The sequence below is a fragment of the Paenibacillus sp. FSL M8-0142 genome, assembly GCF_038597315.1.
Taxonomy (GTDB): domain Bacteria; phylum Bacillota; class Bacilli; order Paenibacillales; family Paenibacillaceae; genus Paenibacillus_AQ; species Paenibacillus_AQ lactis.
In genome coordinates, this window is sequence record NZ_CP152008.1 from 6,164,504 (window position 1) to 6,182,066 (window position 17,563).

Sequence of the window (17,563 nt, forward strand, 5' to 3'; positions counted from 1 at the left end):
GCGGTCGGCGAATGGGAAATGCCATTATTTTTCCACAAAAGCACCAACGTTCTGCCAATGCCGGTCTGTAAATTGAAAGCTGTAAGACAACTTATCCCTCAAAAAAAGGAGTGTTACCATGAATCACAAGCATGTTTTTGGCAAACTGGCCCTTTCGGCTGCTCTTCTTGCGGCTTCCGCAGGCACGGCCCATGCCTCCGCAGACTCGTCTGCGACGGATCGGCCCCTTCACAACGTGAAGATATACCAAACGAAAACGGAGGCCGGTCCGGTCGCTTCCTCCGTTCGCATACTGCCTGATCCGCTGGAGCTGGTCAAGCAGTATGCACCGGAGACGCTGAAAGACTGGGAGCAGACGCTGGAGAAATATAAGAAGCTGACTGTAACGGAAGGGAAGGCCTTCTTTATTGCGGCCGAAGCCCCTCCTACTGAGCCGGATCCGGAAGCCCAGGAAAAGTCGGCGCCCATCCATGGAGTAGCCATTGCAGCAGTTAAAGCGCCGGACCCTCAGGGCCAAGACATCAAGGAATTGAAAGAGGCTGCGAAAACGGTTGAAATTACAGAGATCCTGGGAGATTCAGAGATCTTGGGAAATTACGAGATAAAAGGTGATTCCGGCCTGGTACATGCCGCGAAACCGAGCGATATCGCGGACCAGGACGTCCCTAAGCAATGGGTAAAAACGCTCATACGGCAAGAGCTTAAGAGCGATGGTACGGCTAACGATATAACCTCCTCGCCTAAAGAAGTGAGCATCGCTATCAAAGCGGCAGCAGCCGTATCTCCGGATGATATCCTTATTGAAGCAGCTCCAGGCCGCCATGAGGAAGTTAAGGCCGTCAAACTTACCGAGCGTGATATCGCCTTCATCAAAGCGCAAATGGAGCTTGCACAGGCCGTGGAATCAAAGGACTCCGACGCCATCAAGAACGCCCTGGCCCAGCTTCTCGAACAGTATAAGGCACAGATCGCCCAGCTGGAGCTGAAGGCTGCGAAGGAAGACGCTGGCGCTGAATAGGTTATACGAATGGATATACTTATTTATTTAAGAACAAGCCCTGCCCGGGTTGGGCAGGGCTTGGCTTGGCGGACCCGGCAGGCTCGATGCTTGGTCCAGGCGAGGCAGGCATTATAGCTGACCCGCTCCGGGGTGGCTTGCTTGCTGGACCCGGGAGGTTGTTGGAGAGCCTAGGCTAGGCAAGTTTGTTGGCGGGTCTGGTCGGGCAGAGACTGCTTGCTGGATCCGGCAAGTTATTGGCTGGACTATGTCATGCAGGCTCGGGTGTGTCGGCTGGCCGAATTCGGCGACCAAGCTTGCCAGACTCCAGCGCCCGATTACGACTTCTTGGCCAGCACCTTGACCAGCTTCACCGCCGACCGCATGCGGGGACGCTTCAAATGCGCCTCGACATACCGGTAATCCGTCAGGATTACGCCGGCATCCCGCATTCCGTAGGCAAAATCCTCATCAAACAAAAGCTTGAACTCCCACACCCGCTTCTCCCAGTTCGGAATATTCGCCTCCATCCAGTCATCCTCTACTCCCGGATGGACATAGGTTTCGCATACGCCTTCCGGCAGCCGATACAGTCTGGCAATGATCGATTGCTTGAAGCTGTCGTACGTCTCCCCCTCCAGCTTGGCGAAGGAATGCGAGAGCAAATAATCCGGAATCGGAACCCCGAAGGTATCGGCTAAGCCCGATGCCAGCGCCACCGGCCGCTCGATGTTCGGCAGGGAGCGGAGCAGGGAGTCCTCCGGATCGATATAGCGGAAGAGCCGCACCGGGAGTTTCCAGCGGGAGGTCTTCCACAGCATCTGAGGGATAAAGCTTCGCCCTGTCTCTATCCCGTACAGGCTCCCCATATGATTATCGACATGGCTAATCCGGATCCCTGCCCTGCGGGCGAGCCGGTACTGGGCTTCCAGTTCCTTAAGCACCGCTCCAGCCTCAGCGCCTTGTTCGAACTCGCGGACCGTCCGGTATTGGTAGCCTTCGGCATCATGAAGCGAGGAATGTCCGGTCAGGCTTCGCCATCGCAAAGCCTCAAATTCGCTGGTCATCGTCAGATGAAGACCCACATTGGCCTGATTCCTGCGCGCGGCCCACGCTGCCGCCTCCTCGAATCCGGGAGCGACCGTCATGATGGTGGCCGATGATGCCTTATTCTCTTCAAGCAGGTGCTGGATGGCCTGATTCATCGGCCCGCTCTGCCCGAAATCGTCACAATTGATGATCAATCTTCGCTCCATGCTCATGCACGCCTCCGATCGGTTTAGAAAATTCGATTTTGGTAAGGAAGGATACGAGGAATGAAACGACCAGCAGGCATAGCGGAACGACGCTCATTAAATAACGGAAGGTCGATTCCGGATCGCTTCCCGGGTTGTCGCCGCTTTCATATCCAAAGATGATGCCGACCACCCAGAAGGCAACCGCGGAGATCAGACCGCTCGAACGCGTAATAAACCCGCTCACGGACGTGTAGATCCCTTCCCTCCGCAAGCCTGTTCGCAACGCATCTTCATCGATGATACTGCCGCTGACAACGGCCGGGGTCACCAGAAAGCCGGCAAGCCCGAAGCCGACGCCGATGCCGGCCAAGATGCCGCTGACCAGGTTAAAGCCGAACCAGAGCGGAATGACCGACAGACCATATATGGCCAATGACAGCCGCCAGGCCTTCACACCGTCCATGCTGCGAATGATCCGGTACCAGACGAACACGAGCGGAATGACCGATACAAATACCGACGCCAGCAGCAGCGACACCTGGTCGTCAGGAATCTTCAGCACATATTTGGCATAGAAAGGAATCGTCGAGCTAATAAGCCCGTTCACCGTCTGTACGAACGAATTCGAGATGTTGAATACCCAAAATTTCTTGTTGAGCAGCGTTTCCCGGAATGCCGCGCCAAGCGGGAGCGGATCTGCTTCCCGATAAGCCTCCTGCTCCCGGACGCTCATCATGCATATGAACATGAACGCGCCGAACAGCACCGCATATAGGATCGCCATGTTCGAGAACCCCATCGCATCATACAGAATCGGCGTCACGGCCGTACCGATCAGCAGAGCAACGACCTGATAGCCCTGCTGCACCGCCGAAGCCTTGGCACGGAGACGGTCGCCCCGGAACAGCTCCGGAAACAATGCCCCGTAGTTGACCCAGAGCACCGTCGCTACCGCCTCGTAAAGAATCAGGGTTATCAGAAACCACGTAAACAGTCCGTTCTGCCCAAGTCCCTCCGGCGGGGAAAATACGAGCACAAAGGTGAGCATAAACAGCGGAATCGCGCCGAACACCCACGGCCTGCGCCTTCCGAATCTTGTCTTCGTCCGATCGGACCAATACCCCATCAGCGGATTATTGACCGCATCCCAGATTAGAAAAACCGTCCGTGCCAGCGATGCCAGCCCAATTCCCAATCCCAGCTGATCCACATAAAAGAAGATGTAAAAGGAGCTGAACGCCTGGCTCGGCACCATCATGGCAAACATCCCGAGCGAAAATGAATACGGCGAATTGACCCAACTGCGCTTCATGCGCATCCCCCCACCAAAGGTCCATCCTGGAATGGACGATATTGGTGTACAGTATTCGCCGCAGCCTGGGTTTATACCTGCTCACGCGCCCGGGGCCCGATTATGAGCAAAGCACTTGCCAAATGAGTCTCGCGGGACCCTTCTCTTTTACCGGCTTGCCGCTTCAGGCCTGCTGTAACAACAGGAAAAGAAAAGCCGCTTCGCCAAGACCGGCTGGTCTTGAGGCGAAGCGGCATGGTTACCGCGAATGCTATATGGTTGAACGGTCTACAAACAGCGGATCCACAAAGCTACGGCAATATTGCTCGGCAATCTGCTCCGCGCTGTATCCCATGTCGCGCAGGAACAAGATAATATCCGCACGCGGCAGCGAGGCCATCATGACGGAAGTAAACTGCGGATCCACGGGCATCAGGACGCCTTGTTCCGCCGCATCCTCAAGCAGAGTCTTGATCTGCAGCCGCAGATAGGTGAAGGGCGGATTTTCGCACAGATGATTCTTGGTTTCCTCCAGCCTGTCGGAGGTCAGCATCACCCGAAGCCACTCCAAATCCTCATTAAAATGCAGGATCACGCGGGTGATAATCGTCCGAATCCGGACGGCGACCGGTTCATCACTGTTGCGAAGATACTCATCCAACTCCTGCAGGAACCGATCGATTTTCGCTTCCATCAAGGAAAAGCATATCTTGCTCTTGCTTGGATAACGGCGATAGAGCGTGCCTTGACCGATCCCGGCCGTTTTGGCCACCTGATGCATGGATACGTCCTCGACCCCGTATTTATTAAACAACGCTTGAGCCGTATCCAAGATTTTTTGACTCAATTCGTCATTCTCTCTTTTGCTCAGAATGCATGCATCCTTTCCCATCGACACAGGAATCTTTATGCGGCGGACCGTTCCTGTTCAGACGGCGTAGATGCGCGTTTCACGAACAGACCCAGCACCAATGCCGCAATTGCCAGAACAAGTCCGGTGATGAAAGCACTATGAAGGCCGGCTATCATACTCTCGACCGGATTATCCAGATCCCCGGTTGTCACGACATAATTTTTAGCTCCTGCTGTCATGATGCTGATAAACAGCGCCATACCGACGGCCCCCGCTACCTGCTGAAGAGTATTCATAATCGCGGTTCCGTGCGGGTACAGCAGTCTCGGCAGCTGATTCAGAGCCGTTGTTTGGGCAGGCATCATGACCATGGATATACCTATCATCATCATAACATGAAGGAAGATGACATAACCACCCGTCCATGAAGCGTTAACGCGCGAAAACAGGAAGATGGCAATAACTAACAGGACGAGTCCCGGAATGACCAGCACTCTCGGCCCAAACTTGTCGAACAGCTTGCCCGTGATCGGCGCCATCAGTCCGTTGATAATGCCGCCCGGCATCATGACAAGGCCGGCTGCCAGCGCCGTCATTCCCAGTGCATTCTGCAAGAACAGCGGCAGCATGATCATCGTGGAGAACATGCTCATCATCAGCACAAGCATCAGAATCGTCACCAGCGAGAACATCGGATATTTGAAGGTACGCAGGTCCAGCATCGGCTCCTTCATGCTCAGCTGACGCCATACGAAGAGCAGCAGGCTGATAGCCCCGGCCGCGATGCACCAAATAACCACCGGATCCGACCAGGAGCCTTCTCCGGCACTGCTAAAGCCGTACACGATGCCCCCGAAGCCGATCGTCGACAGAATGATGGAGATGAAATCGACCTTCGGTTTCGTAAGCTCGGTTACATTTTTCAAAAACATAGCTGCAAAAATAATGGAGAACGCAGCCAGCGGCATAACGAGGTAGAACAACCAGCGCCAATTGAGCGCGTCAACAATCAAACCGGACAGCGTCGGTCCAATCGCCGGGGCGGTCATAATGACAAGCCCGATCATCCCCATGGCGGCTCCGCGGTTTTGCGGCGGATAGATGCTGAGGATCGTATTCATCAGCACCGGAATCATGAGACCCGTTCCGACTGCCTGCAAAATGCGGCCGGTCAGCAGCACCCCGAATACTGGAGCGAACCCGCATATAATGGTCCCGACAAGAAATAGCGACATCGCGCCGATAAACATCTGCCTTGTCGAAAACCACAGTTGAAGCAGCGCCGTGATAGGCACGAGAATGCCGACAACGAGCATGTAAGACGTGGACAGCCACTGCACCGTCGCCTCACCGATGCCGAACTGCTCCATCAAGCTTGGAAACGCGATATTCAGCAGCGTCTCGTTCAAGATCGAGACGAACGCGCCGATAATCAGCGCGGCGACGATCGGCCCCCTCTTTATCTTGCTTAAATCAATTTTGGCCGAACTCGGCCCCACTCCCATATCCAAAAATGTATCCTCCTTATCTCTATATACGGACAATTGTCCGTTAGCGTGGTATTATTCTAACGGACAATTGTCCGCAAGTCAAACTGAAATTTAAAATTTTCATATTCTTTACAAAGAAAGGGTATGTCCGGCCTCCCCGGCCCGGACATACCCTTAACCATTCGTATTCCATTTGATTCAACTCCAAACCCGCTGTCGGCCAAACGAGGAGTAGAGAACAACTTGCATTACATGCTGGAAGCTCTTCAGGTTCTCTGCAAACACTGCAAATGCTTTACGAGTTCAGCAGCACCTTCTCCTTGTACACCTTCGCCCAGCCCTCCAGATTGTTCGTGCAGATCAACAGGTCCGGATACTGTGCGAGGGACTCGAGCACCGACTCATCGTCAGGCGTCCACACAATCAGTTGAATATCCCTCTTTCGCGCTTCCTCCAAAAATTCAGGCGTGATAAACACGTATTTTACGGACACATACTTTGCCCTTAATTGATCCAGATACGGAAATACCGATGGCGTTGCCCCGTAAATAACCAGGCCAAGCTCGATGTCCGAATCCAGGGTCCGGGCCCGCTCGATCGAATAATGATCGAAGGAGGTCAGGAACACCTGCTTCTCCATGCCCGCATGCCGCACCGTCTCGATCACCTTCTGCTCCAGCCCCGGATAAGCAAGGCCTGTCTGCTTCAGCTCGATATCCACCGTCATGCGGTCTTTCGCCAGCAGCAGCGCTTCCTCCAGCGTGGGGATGGCTTCCCCCTGTCCGGCATCGAGTCGCCGGATCTCCTCGAACGTGAAGGACTTCACCTCTCCGGTGCCGTTCGTCGTCCGGTTGACCGTCGGATCATGGATGACGACAGGCACCCCGTCCTTCGTCAGCTGAACGTCCAGCTCCAAATGCGTGTACCCAAGCTCAAGCGCCTTCCGAAAGCCCAGCATCGTATTCTCCGGGTATTTCAGCGGATATCCCCGATGGGCCAGTCCACGTACTGTCATCGTTCAATTCCCCCTCGTAAGCTTTGTGGTTATTATTCCATGATGCGGCCTGCCGCCGCAACATGGAAAGGCCCCGGGGAGCGAGCGCCCCGAAGGCCAAGGCATGCCTATTACTTAAATGTCGAATTTGCCATAGCGGCTACGATATGCTTCTGCATGACCGTAAAGACAAGCACGATCGGAATGATCGCCATAACGCTCGATGCCATAATGATATGGAAGAACATCGCTTCATTGCCCGCAATGGAATCGCGAAGCATCGCGATGCCGACCGTAAGCACCCGCATATCGTTGTCATTCGTCATGATAAGCGGCCAGAAATACGAGTTCCAGGTCGATATGAAGATCAGAACGCCCATCGTTACGACGGTCGGCAGCGCCATCGGGAGCAGCAATTTGTACAAAATGGAGAACCGGCCCGCACCGTCGACCCGCGCCGCCTCCAGCACATCATTGTTGATCGATTTGAACGATTGCCGCAGCAGGAAGATCGCATAAGCCGAAGCGCCATGAGGCACGATGAGGGCCAAGAATGTGTCCAGCCAGCCCAGCTTCGACATCATGACGTATACCGGCACGAAGGTAACCTGCTCGGGGACAATTAGGGCAGCCAGCACGAGCAAGAACAGCGCATCCCGTCCCCGGAATTGCCCTTTTGCGAACGCATAAGCCGCCATTAACGCCACGTTCAGCTGCAGAATGATCGTCCCTACGGCCATAATCAGCGTATTGCCGAAATACCGCGCGTATGGAATGACGCGGAAAGCTTCGGCGAAGTTTTCCCATGCGAAGCTTTGCGGCCAGAACGTCGGTACGGCCATCCGCATCTCTGCCTGCGTCTTAAGGGAGCTGATCAAGAGCCAATATACCGGAAAGAACATGACCAGAGTGACCAGGACCGCCGCTATAATGCGAAGCGCCATGAGCAGTTTGCGGTTTGCGGCCGAACCGGCCATATAATTATCCCTCATAGTGCACCTTCTTCCTGCTGACCCACATTTGAAACATCGTTAACAGCAATATAATCACGAACAGAATCATGACAAGCGCAGAAGCTCTTCCCGTCTTGAATTCGACGAAGGCCATCGTATAAATCCAGTATACGATCGCGTTGGTGGCCTTAAGCGGTCCGCCATCTGTCATGACATCGATGGATTGGAAGACCTGCATCGACGAAATGAAGCTGGTAATAACAAGGAACAGCGTCATGGGCGACAAGAGCGGAAGCGTAATGTTGCGGAACTGCCGAAGGCGGCTGGCTCCATCAATGGAGGCCGCTTCATAATATTCCGCCGGAATTCCGCGCATGCCCGCAATGAACAGGATCATGGCAAAGCCGACGCCCTTCCAGACCGAGACGGCGACAAGCGCCGGCAGCGCGGTGGACGGATTGATGAGCCATTCCACGGGATCCATTCCGAACCAGGACACCACCTGGTTCAGAAGCCCGTACTGCCCGTTATAAATCCAAGTGAACACCATGGCCGCGATGACCATGGAAATGTAATACGGCATGAAGATCACGCCCCGCATGAATCCGAACAGGCGGGAGGATGACACGTTGAGCAGCAGCGCCAGCAGCAAGCCGATCGCCAGCGTAAAGACGACATCCATGAGCGTGTACAGGAACGTCACCTTCATCGATTGATAGAACTCTTCGTTCGTCAGCAGCCGGGTATAGTTGTTCGCTCCGACAAATTTCATCACCGGGCGCGTCATGTTCCAGTTCGTGAAGCTGATATAAATGGAGTACAGGAGCGGAAAGTACAGGAAAGCCCCCATGAATACCAGGGCCGGCACCGAAAAGGCAAAGTCCTTCCATTTCTCGATGACCGAATTCGACACCCGTCTGGATACGGAAGCGGACGCCCGGTTGGGCGCCGCCTTGTTTAATTTTGGATTGGTTTCCATAGACATCACTCGTAATCCATCAGAATATCGTTAATCTTCTTGGCCGCTTCCTGCATCAACGGCACTGGATCCTTCTTGTTAAGCACCATCTCGCCGATGACTTCCTTGTACACCTCGCTGAATTCCGGATAAGCCGGATGCTGCAGGCGCGGTGTCACTTCATCAAAGTGCTCGTAAACCGCTCTGTACTGAGGCCATCTTTCGAAATATTGGTCTCCCTCTTCGGATTCGATGGCCGATTTCCGAGTCGGCAGGTAGCCTACCGATTCCGCCCACTTGATGTTATGCTCGGCGGAGGTCATGAACTCGATAAACTTCCATGCGGCTTCCTTCTCCAGATCCTTGGCGCCGTTCATCATCACGATGCCCGCACCGCCAATATTGGAGGTACGCTTCTTGTCGCCAGGGAGGAAGGATACGCCCACTTCAAAATCCGCGTTCTCACGGTACATTTTCAGCATGGCCGATGTATGCTGTACCATTGCGATCTCGCCGTTCAGGAACATTTGACGCATATTGTCGGAAGCGCCCTTGCCGAAGCCCATATGCATGCTGCCTTCGTTTTGCCACTTGTAGAAGTTTTGGAGGTAGCGCAGGGAATCCTCGTTCTCCACCGCCGATGCGCTCATATCCTCTGTCAAGATTTGCCCGCCGCCGTTAATGTTCCACGGATCGTAGTACCAGGTATCCCAACCTGGAACGGAGAAGGCATACCGCGTCGTCTTGTCGCCTTCCTTCTTCGCGACTTTGGCGTTGAAGGCTTCAATCTCGTCCCACTTCTGCGGCGGCTCTACGCCGAGCTCGTCCAGCATCGTCTTGTTGTACACGAAGACGCTGGTGCTGACGATCAGCGGGAATCCATACTGCTTGCCGTTAAATGCATACGCCTTCAACATGCCTTGCGCGAAGTCGTCCATCTTCACTTCGTCCCGTTTGATCCATGGTCCCAGGTCGGCGAATACGCCGCTGTCCGCAAAGTTCGGCAGGGAGGATACTTCCACGTTCGTTACAGCCGGAACGTCGCCGGCGGCCACGGCAGCCGACAGCTTCTTATGCAGATCCGGATACCCGCCTTGGAATACCGGTTCAACTGTAATGTGCGGATACTTCTTCTGAAACTCTCCAATCATGTAGTTCAAGCCTTCCAGTTGTGCCTCGGCATGCGAGTGCCAATACTGGATCTTGATCGGCGTTGTATCGTTCTTCAAATCCATTGAAGCCGCTTCCACGTCATCGAGGTTAACCTCGCCCCCTGCGTTCCCGCTTCCTCCGCTGCCTCCTGCGCACGCGGTCGTCATGATCATCATAATGGTCAACAGCGTAAGCAACCATGTTTTCTTTTTCATCAATGTTCTGGCCCCTTTCGAATGTTTCTATCACTGCATATCTGCTGTCTGTGATTCAAAGCCTGGATATCCCCTAAAAAATGCGCACAAAAATAGAGACGTTAACGAGCAACCAAAAGAGCCACCACCTCCTAAAAAAGCTAAAGCAGCTGCCTCCCAGGGTTATCTCATCGTCTCCACCCCTAGCGATATGCAATTAAGCAATTCATTCACTGCGGATCGAACCGCCTTATGAAACACGCACCACTTCATGTTAGCGACGGTTGATCAAGGGAGTATTAACCGAACGCTAGTGTACACAACCTCCTGTTCAAGAACAGCTATTCTATGAATGCGCTTTCGGTTTCTGCTGCACGAACGATGGATAGGAGTTATCATACCGGCTTTAGCCTCTTCCAATCCTTCAGTTATTCGCCGCCTCACCCAGGAGAGCGCTTTCAGAATAGCCAAAACTGCTCTCAAGCTGTGTCTATCATGTTTAGTATCTATCATAGAGGAATTAATTAGCAGGAGTCTATAGCGAATTTTGTGTTTTTTTGTCGAATTAAAAAGAATTTTAGCTTGATGTAACAATTGTCATTGCGAACATAACAAATGAAACAAACCCTTCACCTCAACTTGGATAACACGCTATGAAAAAGTGAAAAAAATTATAATATTTCCGAAAAACCATGAAAGAACGAAAAAAAGGATCCGATATAAATGGTGTGTTACACGCAATTCCAAAAATAGCCGCAGTTTGCCCGTACCCGGAAATGCCGCGGCCATTGCGACAAAGGGGGCGTACCGTACTTCAGCAAACATAACGACACCGACAATTTGGACAAGAGCGGCTGCTTTAAGCTATCCGCTAAGGGAGAAATGTTAACGTCCTCCTAGCTGCTTGAATCGGACGAAGAAACTAAACATCCGATCGGACAATGAGATTTTTGATACGGAGGAGAAATGGGCATGGAGCGATTAGCATCACTGTTTGAAGAGCTTGAACGCCTCACAGGCGTGGCCGATATCGCCTATCATGAAATCCGGGACGGCCGTTTGAATCCGGTATCCAAAACGAAGACGGACCAGCTCGGCGTGGAGAAGTGGAAAAGCGTTCATGCAGAGCACCCCGTCTACATCCGGCATGACCGCCTTTTGCGCGAAATGATGGAGCATCCGCAAACGGTTGTCCTGCAAGACGTCAAGAACGATCCGCGCGCGGCCGACGAGTTTTTCCTGTTTGGGATCGACAGCATTATGGTTCTGCCTGTCATGCAGCATGAGACGGTGAAGGGGATCGTCGTCGTCGCCTCGATTGGAGCACGGCATGATTTTACGAAAGAAGAGGTCAAACGTGCAGAATCACTTGTGTTTGAATACAAGGATGCGTTTCAACTACAGCATAAGGAGGATTCTTCAAGATGAATATTGCCGAAGCCGTGCTGAAGTATTTGCGAAATGTCGGAGTGGACTGCATATTCGGAATTCCGGCCGGGATCATCGGCCCGATCTATGACGCGTTGATTGATGTCGATATCAAGCCGATCATTACGAAAAATGAAGCCGGCGCCGCCTATATGGCTGCGCGATATGCCAGCAATTCCGGCAAGCTCGCCGTTTGTGCCGGTGCCGGTGCGGTCGGGGTCGGCAATATGATGAACGGGATTGCCGATGCCATGCGCGCCAAAGCCCCTCTGCTGGTCATCACCGGATACGTAAACCGGTGGCAGATCGGCAAGGGAGCCATCCAAGAGATGGATGCGCAGGATATTGTCCGGCCCATCACCAAATACAGCAACACCGTGATGAACGAAGCCGATGTGTTGGCCGAGCTGGATAAGGCGGTAAGGATCGCGCTGACTCCCCCTTGCGGGCCTGTGCATATTTCGGTTCCGATCGATGTGCAGCGGATGGAAGCGCCGGCGCTCTTGCCTGCGGCTCCAGAGCCTTCCGCGCTTCAGCGTATTCGCCCGAATCCGGATGAGATGGAGCGTGCTGCAGCCCTCCTGAATGAGGCTGAGCGGGGAATCATTATGGTCGGACGCGGCGGGCGCTCATCAGCCGAAGCCATCATGCGTCTCAGCGAACGGCTGCAGTGGCCCATCATTACGACGCCATCGGCCAAAGGCATCATTCCGGCCGAATTTCCGCTTAACTTAGGGAATTACGGATTTTCAAGCACCGATGCGGCGATGGAATACGTCACCTCTTCGAAGGCCACCTGCATTTTAATCTTGGGTACAAGCCTGGGAGAGTCCTCTACATGCAACTTCAATGATGTCCTGGTGGACGGACGCAAGGTGATTCATGTCGACCGTGATGCCAAAGAGCTTGGGAAAGTCTTCCGGACCGATGCAGCCGTTGTTGCCGATCTCCGGGATGCCGTTCCTTATTTTGCGGAGCACGTGAGTCCGTCTTCAGCTTCATTTAAGAAGCCGTTCCCGCTTAACGAGGCCTACGAGCCCAATCATACAGGCTTGTCGCTGCGCCTGTTTCTGGAGAAGCTGAGCCAAGTGATGCCGGCAGACACGCGATATGTATGCGATATCGGGGAATTTACCAACTTTGTCCTGAAGTACTTGGAAGTGCCCGCCGGCGGCGATTTTGAAATCAATCTGAACTATGGAGCGATGGGATCGGCGATGGCGGGAGGACCGGGACTATATCTGGCCGACTCGACCCGCCCGGTTGCCGTTATTGCGGGGGACGGCTCGTTCTTCATGAATGGCACCGAGGTGCTTACCGCTAAAGAGTACGGTCTGCCCATCATTTATTTCATTATTAACAACGCCATGCTGTCTTACGTCGAGCGCGGGCAGAAGTTTCTATATAACCGCACGATCCCGGATTACAAGCAGGAGAGAATCTCCATCGCCGACATGATGCGAATCGCCGGAATCCGAGCGATGTCTGTCGACCGTCTGGAGGACATGGAGGATATTCCGGGATTCCTGCGGGAGATGACAGGGCCGTGCATCATTGAGGTCAATACGGACGGCAGCGAGCCCGCGCCGATCTTGGATCGCTTGAAAGCCCTGAAGAAATAAGCACTAAGGTACAACACCAATTCAACATAATATGTTTCGATCATAGGAGGAAGAGCAACATGGGAAGCTTTAATATCAAAATCGATCAAGCTGCAAAAGTATTTCATGCCGAGGTGGAAGGCACCTTCTCGCCGGAAGACGGAATGGCATCCATTGAGGCTTACGGCAAGGCCATCTCAACCATTTCCGTTCCGGAATATGAAATTGACATCGACTGCACGAAGCTGAACGTCTCTGCGCCTGAGACGCTTCCGCTTTTGGAAGGATGCTTCGAGATGTATAAAAAAGACGGCTTTAAGAAAGTTACGCTGCGCATTTCCAAAAATCCGATCCTGAAGATGCAGCTCGGGCGTGTTGCTCGTGGCGTGAAGCTGGACAACTACGAAATTATCGAACAATAAGGAGAGATGGCCATGAGAGGTGTACAAATTCGCGAGATTGAAATCTACCATCCTGCTAATGAAGTAGACAACGAATACTACATTAACTATTTTGCGGAAAGAGGTACGGATGTTACCGGACTTGTAACCGCTCTGGGCCGTAATAAGCGTTTTATTATCGATAATCCGGAAGAGAATACATTCACGATGGCCGTGCAGGCATCCAAGCTGGTGCTGGAGAAGAGCGGGCTGTCCGCAAAAGACGTAGATCTGATCATCTTCACTTCCCAGACACCGGAATATTTGCTGCCCAGCAATGCGCTGAAGCTCCACCATGCCCTTGGAGGCGATCTCCTAACGGCTTGCTTCGACATTAACGCGAATTGTGCCGGCATCCTTGTTGCGGTAGAGCAGGCTTCCCGCTATATGACCGCTAATCCTAGGGTAGAGCGTGCGCTTGTGGTCGGCTCCGATTATCTTTCGGTTCACAGTCCGGAGGAGCCGGTGTATTATTCGAATTTTGCCGAATCGGCAGTAGCCGTGATTTTGGAGCAAGCGGAAGGCACCCGCGGTTTGATCGATTCCGTCTATCAAACCGATACATCCGTTATCGACAATTCCCTGTTCCCGGCCCACGGCTTGTCGAATCTGTACCGTGAGGAGTTTACGGCTAAGGATGCGCAGGTGAAGTTTACGCCTTTCGATGATTCGGTCTGTGCCGAATCCGCGGTGAATTCGATTCGCATCTTGCTGGAACGCAACGATCTGACCAAGGATGATATTGCCGGCTTTATGTTCTCCCAATTTACCTTGGGCAATATCAAGCATGTTTCGGAGCGCCTCGGGATTGATCAGGACAAGGTTCCTTATATCGGGGACAAGTACGGTTACACCGCGACAACGAGCCCTTTCCTCGCCCTGTACGAAGCAGTTCGGGCCGGAAAAGTGAAGCGCGGCGATTACCTGGTCTTCTGGACGGTAGGAGCGGGTTGGCAAAATGTCAGCCTGTTGATTCAGTACTGAGCATCCTGCTCTGGGAACGGACCGATTCTCAACGTTAATAATAAAAGGTATCTGCAGCAAGAAGCCCGCCCATTTTCCGCAATGGACGGGCTTCTCCATGTCATGGATTCATGCAGGGGAAAATCACCCTGCCAATACGGTTACGATCTTGTCCCGAAGCGCGTCCGGTCCTGCAACAACCCCGGATGTTCCCCAAGTGAACGGCGATCCGTCGACATCGGATACGCAGCCGCCCGCTTCTTCGATCAGCAGCGCGCCTGCCAGCCAGTCGTAAATTTCGCGGCCAAACTCCCAGTAGGCATCCATGCGCCCGCAGGCCACATAAGCCATCTGAAGCGCGACGGAGCCGAGCATGCGCAGCGCCGTGCATTCCGGCAGCAGCTTGCCGACGCTCCAGGCGGTCAGCTTGACGTTCTCGGGCTCCACCTCGACTTTGTTAGGGGGAGCCGTCAGCAGAAGCGCATCGGCCAGACCCGTTTTCGCCGATACCCGAATCCTCTCGCCGTTCAAGTAAGCCCCTTCTCCGCGGACCGCATGGAACAATTCGCGGCGGCCGGCATCATAAACGGCCGAGAAGACGGCAACGCCTTCCCGGATCAAGCAAAGGGAGATCGCCCAAAATCCGAATCCCTGATGCAGATGGACGGCTCCGTCGATCGGGTCAAGCACCCAGTAGGCGTCTCCGTATTCCGGACTTCCCTGCCTGGCTGCATCCAGCTCAGCATCGGACCATGGCAGCCCGGGATGGATTTCGTTCACCGCCTGGCGTATGCGGCGCTCTGCCCAGCCGTTGGCGTCCGCAAAACGTTCAATCAGCTGCTCCCGCGACGCTGCAGGAGCAAGCCCTCCATATTCCTCCAACAATTCTTCCCCGACTTGAGCCAGTATGGCCCCGATGGCATGTGGATCTACATGGATCATAAAATGTCCACTCCTCAGGATAGTATTTTTGAATACTACTAATATTTTCGCAAAAAGAAGCGGTCTCCCGCTACTCTATTCCAGCAGCTCCCGAAACGGGCTGATAATCCGTTCATAATCGCTGCCGTATTGATCCGAAAGCTCGGCGGCGAAATCCTCCTCAATCCGCTCCATCACCAGATCGTGATATAGACCGTTCTGAAGCAGTTCAATTATGGAAGGATGATCGGTTTCAAGCGCCGTTAATCGGAGAGACCGGCCGAAGCTTCCGATTAATGCCGACTTCGAATCGCACAGCATCGAGAATTTTCTGGACTGCGCCTGCTGCCATATCTCGCTCCGCTTATGCTCGATGACATGCTTCAGGGAGAGCCCGGATTCTCCGATGACAATCGCGACAACTCGGACGCCGCGCCGTTCGGCCTCAGACAGCGCCTCGCTCATCCAGTGGACGTCTTCGGACCATAGATCAACGACAATGCTCTTCTCGGCGTTTGCCGCCAGACGGTCAATGGCTTTGCGCAGCGCCTGATCCCCCTTCCAGCTGTAGAACGACGGCGAGGACTTCGGCGGCGCGTTCAGCTCCTCAAGCAGCATACGTGCATTTTGATCGAATTGGGTTTTCAGCGTCTTCACCACCTGACCGATCGGCACCGCATCATATAACACGGGATCCGCCTCGATCGTTCGGCACACCCCCTTATCCGTCATCGCCCGCAGGGCCGCATAAACGTTCGAACGGGATACCGACACCCGCTTGGCTACTTCATATCCCGACATTTCGGGGGATTCGTGCAGGGCAAGGTAAATTCGCGCCTCCAAATCCGACAGCCCGATGCTTCGCAGCTCATCAATCATCGTAACGCTCCTTCACGCTATTATTAGTATTATTCAATAATACTACTGTTGAGGAGGTATGTTGTCAATCCTTTCATTTTATCAGCCATTCCAATTGTGATGAGGAACTCTAATCCGCAAAATTAATTAGCCATGATATAGGCATCTCTTTAACGCTATCTAGCAATAGGCTATAACCTCGATAAGTAGTCTAATATAAAAACCACTGATTTTATCAAGATCAGTGGTTTAGATCAAACTTCAATTCTTTACATTTAAACGCTGCGGTGTTTTAGGATCTAATTGTGTCCATTCTCCTGTATCTCTATCAGTAAAAATATATTTAGTATTTGGATCGTCGGCGAATATTACGTAAACAGGGAATTTAGGCATACCACTTAGTTTCGCCTTAATACTGATGATATCAGATTCAGCGTAGCCTTCTACATTAAATAAATGGTTCTTTAAGCTCTTTTCTAGTGCATTGTATTTGTATTGTAGTGCTGCATAACCGCCTCCTATAATTAACACAATTACTATCACAAAAATAGCCAAGGTTTTTTTCACTATTAACATCCTCCCTTACGAAAATCTAAGTTGTCAAATTGAAAATCTCATAACACTTTATCATACTTTGTAAAGCTCCGATAATCTTAAAAAGAAAAACTGCACAATGGCAGTTTCTAGTATAAATTATTGTGCTGTAAATTGAGTTACATATACCAAATTAGGAGCATTTATTACCATTGATGGAGTAATAAATCCTCTTAGATCGGGGGTATTACCAAGATCCAATAGATCTATTCCTTCCCCGTAATAGAATGCCTGCCATACAAATTTCGAACAATAGTTTGGAGTGGAGAGAGTGTGCTCTTCTTTGCGTATGGTTCAATTTCGTATTTTGTCACATACTTATAGTTGTATGTTGCCCATTTGGCAGCCTCAACCCCCATACCATTAATAGGTCTATAGACTTTGATAGTTTCTCCTTTGCCATGTCTACTCATATAACCTGACATGTTATCTACGGTCCCACCATTCACAGGTAATGTTACGTGGACCACTTTATAATTTGAATTTACAATTCCAGTATGCCCCACAATCTGTGAACTAAAGCCAAGCGTTTTTGTCGAATAGAGGACATCTCCGATTCGCATTGGAACATTAGTACCGGGATATGTAGGCCCAATCTCCGCAAATGGTTCAATTAATTCGCTATCATTTTGGATTGA

The 17,563-nt window shown here is 52.5% G+C and carries 16 protein-coding genes; 5 read left to right on the forward strand and 11 right to left on the reverse strand.

The annotated features are described in order from the left end of the window. The first annotated feature begins 118 nt into the window (after positions 1-118). Positions 119-1,018 carry a hypothetical protein gene (locus NSQ46_RS27935; RefSeq protein WP_251536100.1) on the forward strand — a complete coding sequence of 300 codons (900 nt, stop codon included), beginning with the start codon at positions 119-121 and terminating at the stop codon, positions 1,016-1,018. 317 nt (positions 1,019-1,335) lie between these two features. Here NSQ46_RS27935 and NSQ46_RS27940 read toward each other — a convergent pair whose 3' ends face one another. From NSQ46_RS27940 to NSQ46_RS27975, 8 genes are all read right to left on the reverse strand, one after another. Continuing rightward, positions 1,336-2,253, reverse strand: a complete 918-nt coding sequence (locus tag NSQ46_RS27940; protein ID WP_251536102.1) for a polysaccharide deacetylase family protein — start codon at positions 2,251-2,253, stop codon at positions 1,336-1,338. Next, positions 2,225-3,547, reverse strand: a complete 1,323-nt coding sequence (locus NSQ46_RS27945; RefSeq protein WP_342575545.1) for an MFS transporter — start codon at positions 3,545-3,547, stop codon at positions 2,225-2,227. Before NSQ46_RS27945 ends, NSQ46_RS27940 begins: the two co-directional genes overlap by 29 nt. Positions 3,548-3,797: 250 nt before the next feature. Next, positions 3,798-4,373, reverse strand: a complete 576-nt coding sequence (locus NSQ46_RS27950; protein WP_232239381.1) for a TetR/AcrR family transcriptional regulator — start codon at positions 4,371-4,373, stop codon at positions 3,798-3,800. 59 nt (positions 4,374-4,432) lie between these two features. Further along, positions 4,433-5,890: an MDR family MFS transporter gene (locus NSQ46_RS27955; RefSeq protein WP_342575547.1), complete on the reverse strand. Its 1,458-nt coding sequence runs from the start codon at positions 5,888-5,890 to the stop codon at positions 4,433-4,435. 274 nt (positions 5,891-6,164) lie between these two features. Continuing rightward, the gene (locus NSQ46_RS27960) at positions 6,165-6,884 is read right to left on the reverse strand and encodes a glycerophosphodiester phosphodiesterase family protein (RefSeq protein ID WP_007130616.1); all 720 of its coding nucleotides are present in this window, start codon (positions 6,882-6,884) and stop codon (positions 6,165-6,167) included. Between the two features lie 110 nt (positions 6,885-6,994). Further along, positions 6,995-7,855: a carbohydrate ABC transporter permease gene (locus NSQ46_RS27965; RefSeq protein WP_007130617.1), complete on the reverse strand. Its 861-nt coding sequence runs from the start codon at positions 7,853-7,855 to the stop codon at positions 6,995-6,997. After that, complete coding sequence (locus tag NSQ46_RS27970; protein WP_342575548.1) at positions 7,845-8,795, reverse strand: sugar ABC transporter permease; 951 nt, start codon at positions 8,793-8,795, stop codon at positions 7,845-7,847. The genes NSQ46_RS27965 and NSQ46_RS27970 overlap by 11 nt, the downstream gene beginning before the upstream one ends. Before the next feature lie 5 nt (positions 8,796-8,800). Next, entirely contained in the window at positions 8,801-10,141 is a 1,341-nt protein-coding gene (locus tag NSQ46_RS27975) for an ABC transporter substrate-binding protein (RefSeq protein WP_342575549.1), read from the reverse strand. A 951-nt stretch (positions 10,142-11,092) separates the two neighbouring features. Between NSQ46_RS27975 and NSQ46_RS27980 the strand changes: the two genes are divergently transcribed. The 4 genes from NSQ46_RS27980 to NSQ46_RS27995 are packed head-to-tail and all read left to right on the forward strand — an operon-like array spanning position 11,093 to position 14,573. After that, positions 11,093-11,548: a GAF domain-containing protein gene (locus NSQ46_RS27980; RefSeq protein WP_007130620.1), complete on the forward strand. Its 456-nt coding sequence runs from the start codon at positions 11,093-11,095 to the stop codon at positions 11,546-11,548. Continuing rightward, complete coding sequence (locus NSQ46_RS27985) at positions 11,545-13,170, forward strand: thiamine pyrophosphate-binding protein (protein ID WP_007130621.1); 1,626 nt, start codon at positions 11,545-11,547, stop codon at positions 13,168-13,170. Before NSQ46_RS27980 ends, NSQ46_RS27985 begins: the two co-directional genes overlap by 4 nt. Before the next feature lie 59 nt (positions 13,171-13,229). Next, entirely contained in the window at positions 13,230-13,571 is a 342-nt protein-coding gene (locus NSQ46_RS27990) for a hypothetical protein (RefSeq protein ID WP_007130622.1), read from the forward strand. 12 nt (positions 13,572-13,583) lie between these two features. Further along, positions 13,584-14,573, forward strand: a complete 990-nt coding sequence (locus NSQ46_RS27995; RefSeq protein WP_007130623.1) for a ketoacyl-ACP synthase III — start codon at positions 13,584-13,586, stop codon at positions 14,571-14,573. Positions 14,574-14,696: 123 nt separating this feature from the next. Here NSQ46_RS27995 and NSQ46_RS28000 read toward each other — a convergent pair whose 3' ends face one another. The 3 genes from NSQ46_RS28000 to NSQ46_RS28010 all read right to left on the reverse strand — a co-directional run bounded on the left by NSQ46_RS28000 (position 14,697) and on the right by NSQ46_RS28010 (position 16,898). Next, positions 14,697-15,494 (reverse strand): inositol monophosphatase family protein, encoded by a 798-nt coding sequence (locus tag NSQ46_RS28000; RefSeq protein WP_007130624.1) that lies wholly within the window; start codon positions 15,492-15,494, stop codon positions 14,697-14,699. Positions 15,495-15,569: 75 nt separating this feature from the next. Further along, positions 15,570-16,352: a helix-turn-helix domain-containing protein gene (locus NSQ46_RS28005; protein WP_007130625.1), complete on the reverse strand. Its 783-nt coding sequence runs from the start codon at positions 16,350-16,352 to the stop codon at positions 15,570-15,572. A 240-nt stretch (positions 16,353-16,592) separates the two neighbouring features. Continuing rightward, positions 16,593-16,898, reverse strand: a complete 306-nt coding sequence (locus tag NSQ46_RS28010; protein ID WP_007130626.1) for a DUF3139 domain-containing protein — start codon at positions 16,896-16,898, stop codon at positions 16,593-16,595. Positions 16,899-17,563 lie beyond the last annotated feature (665 nt).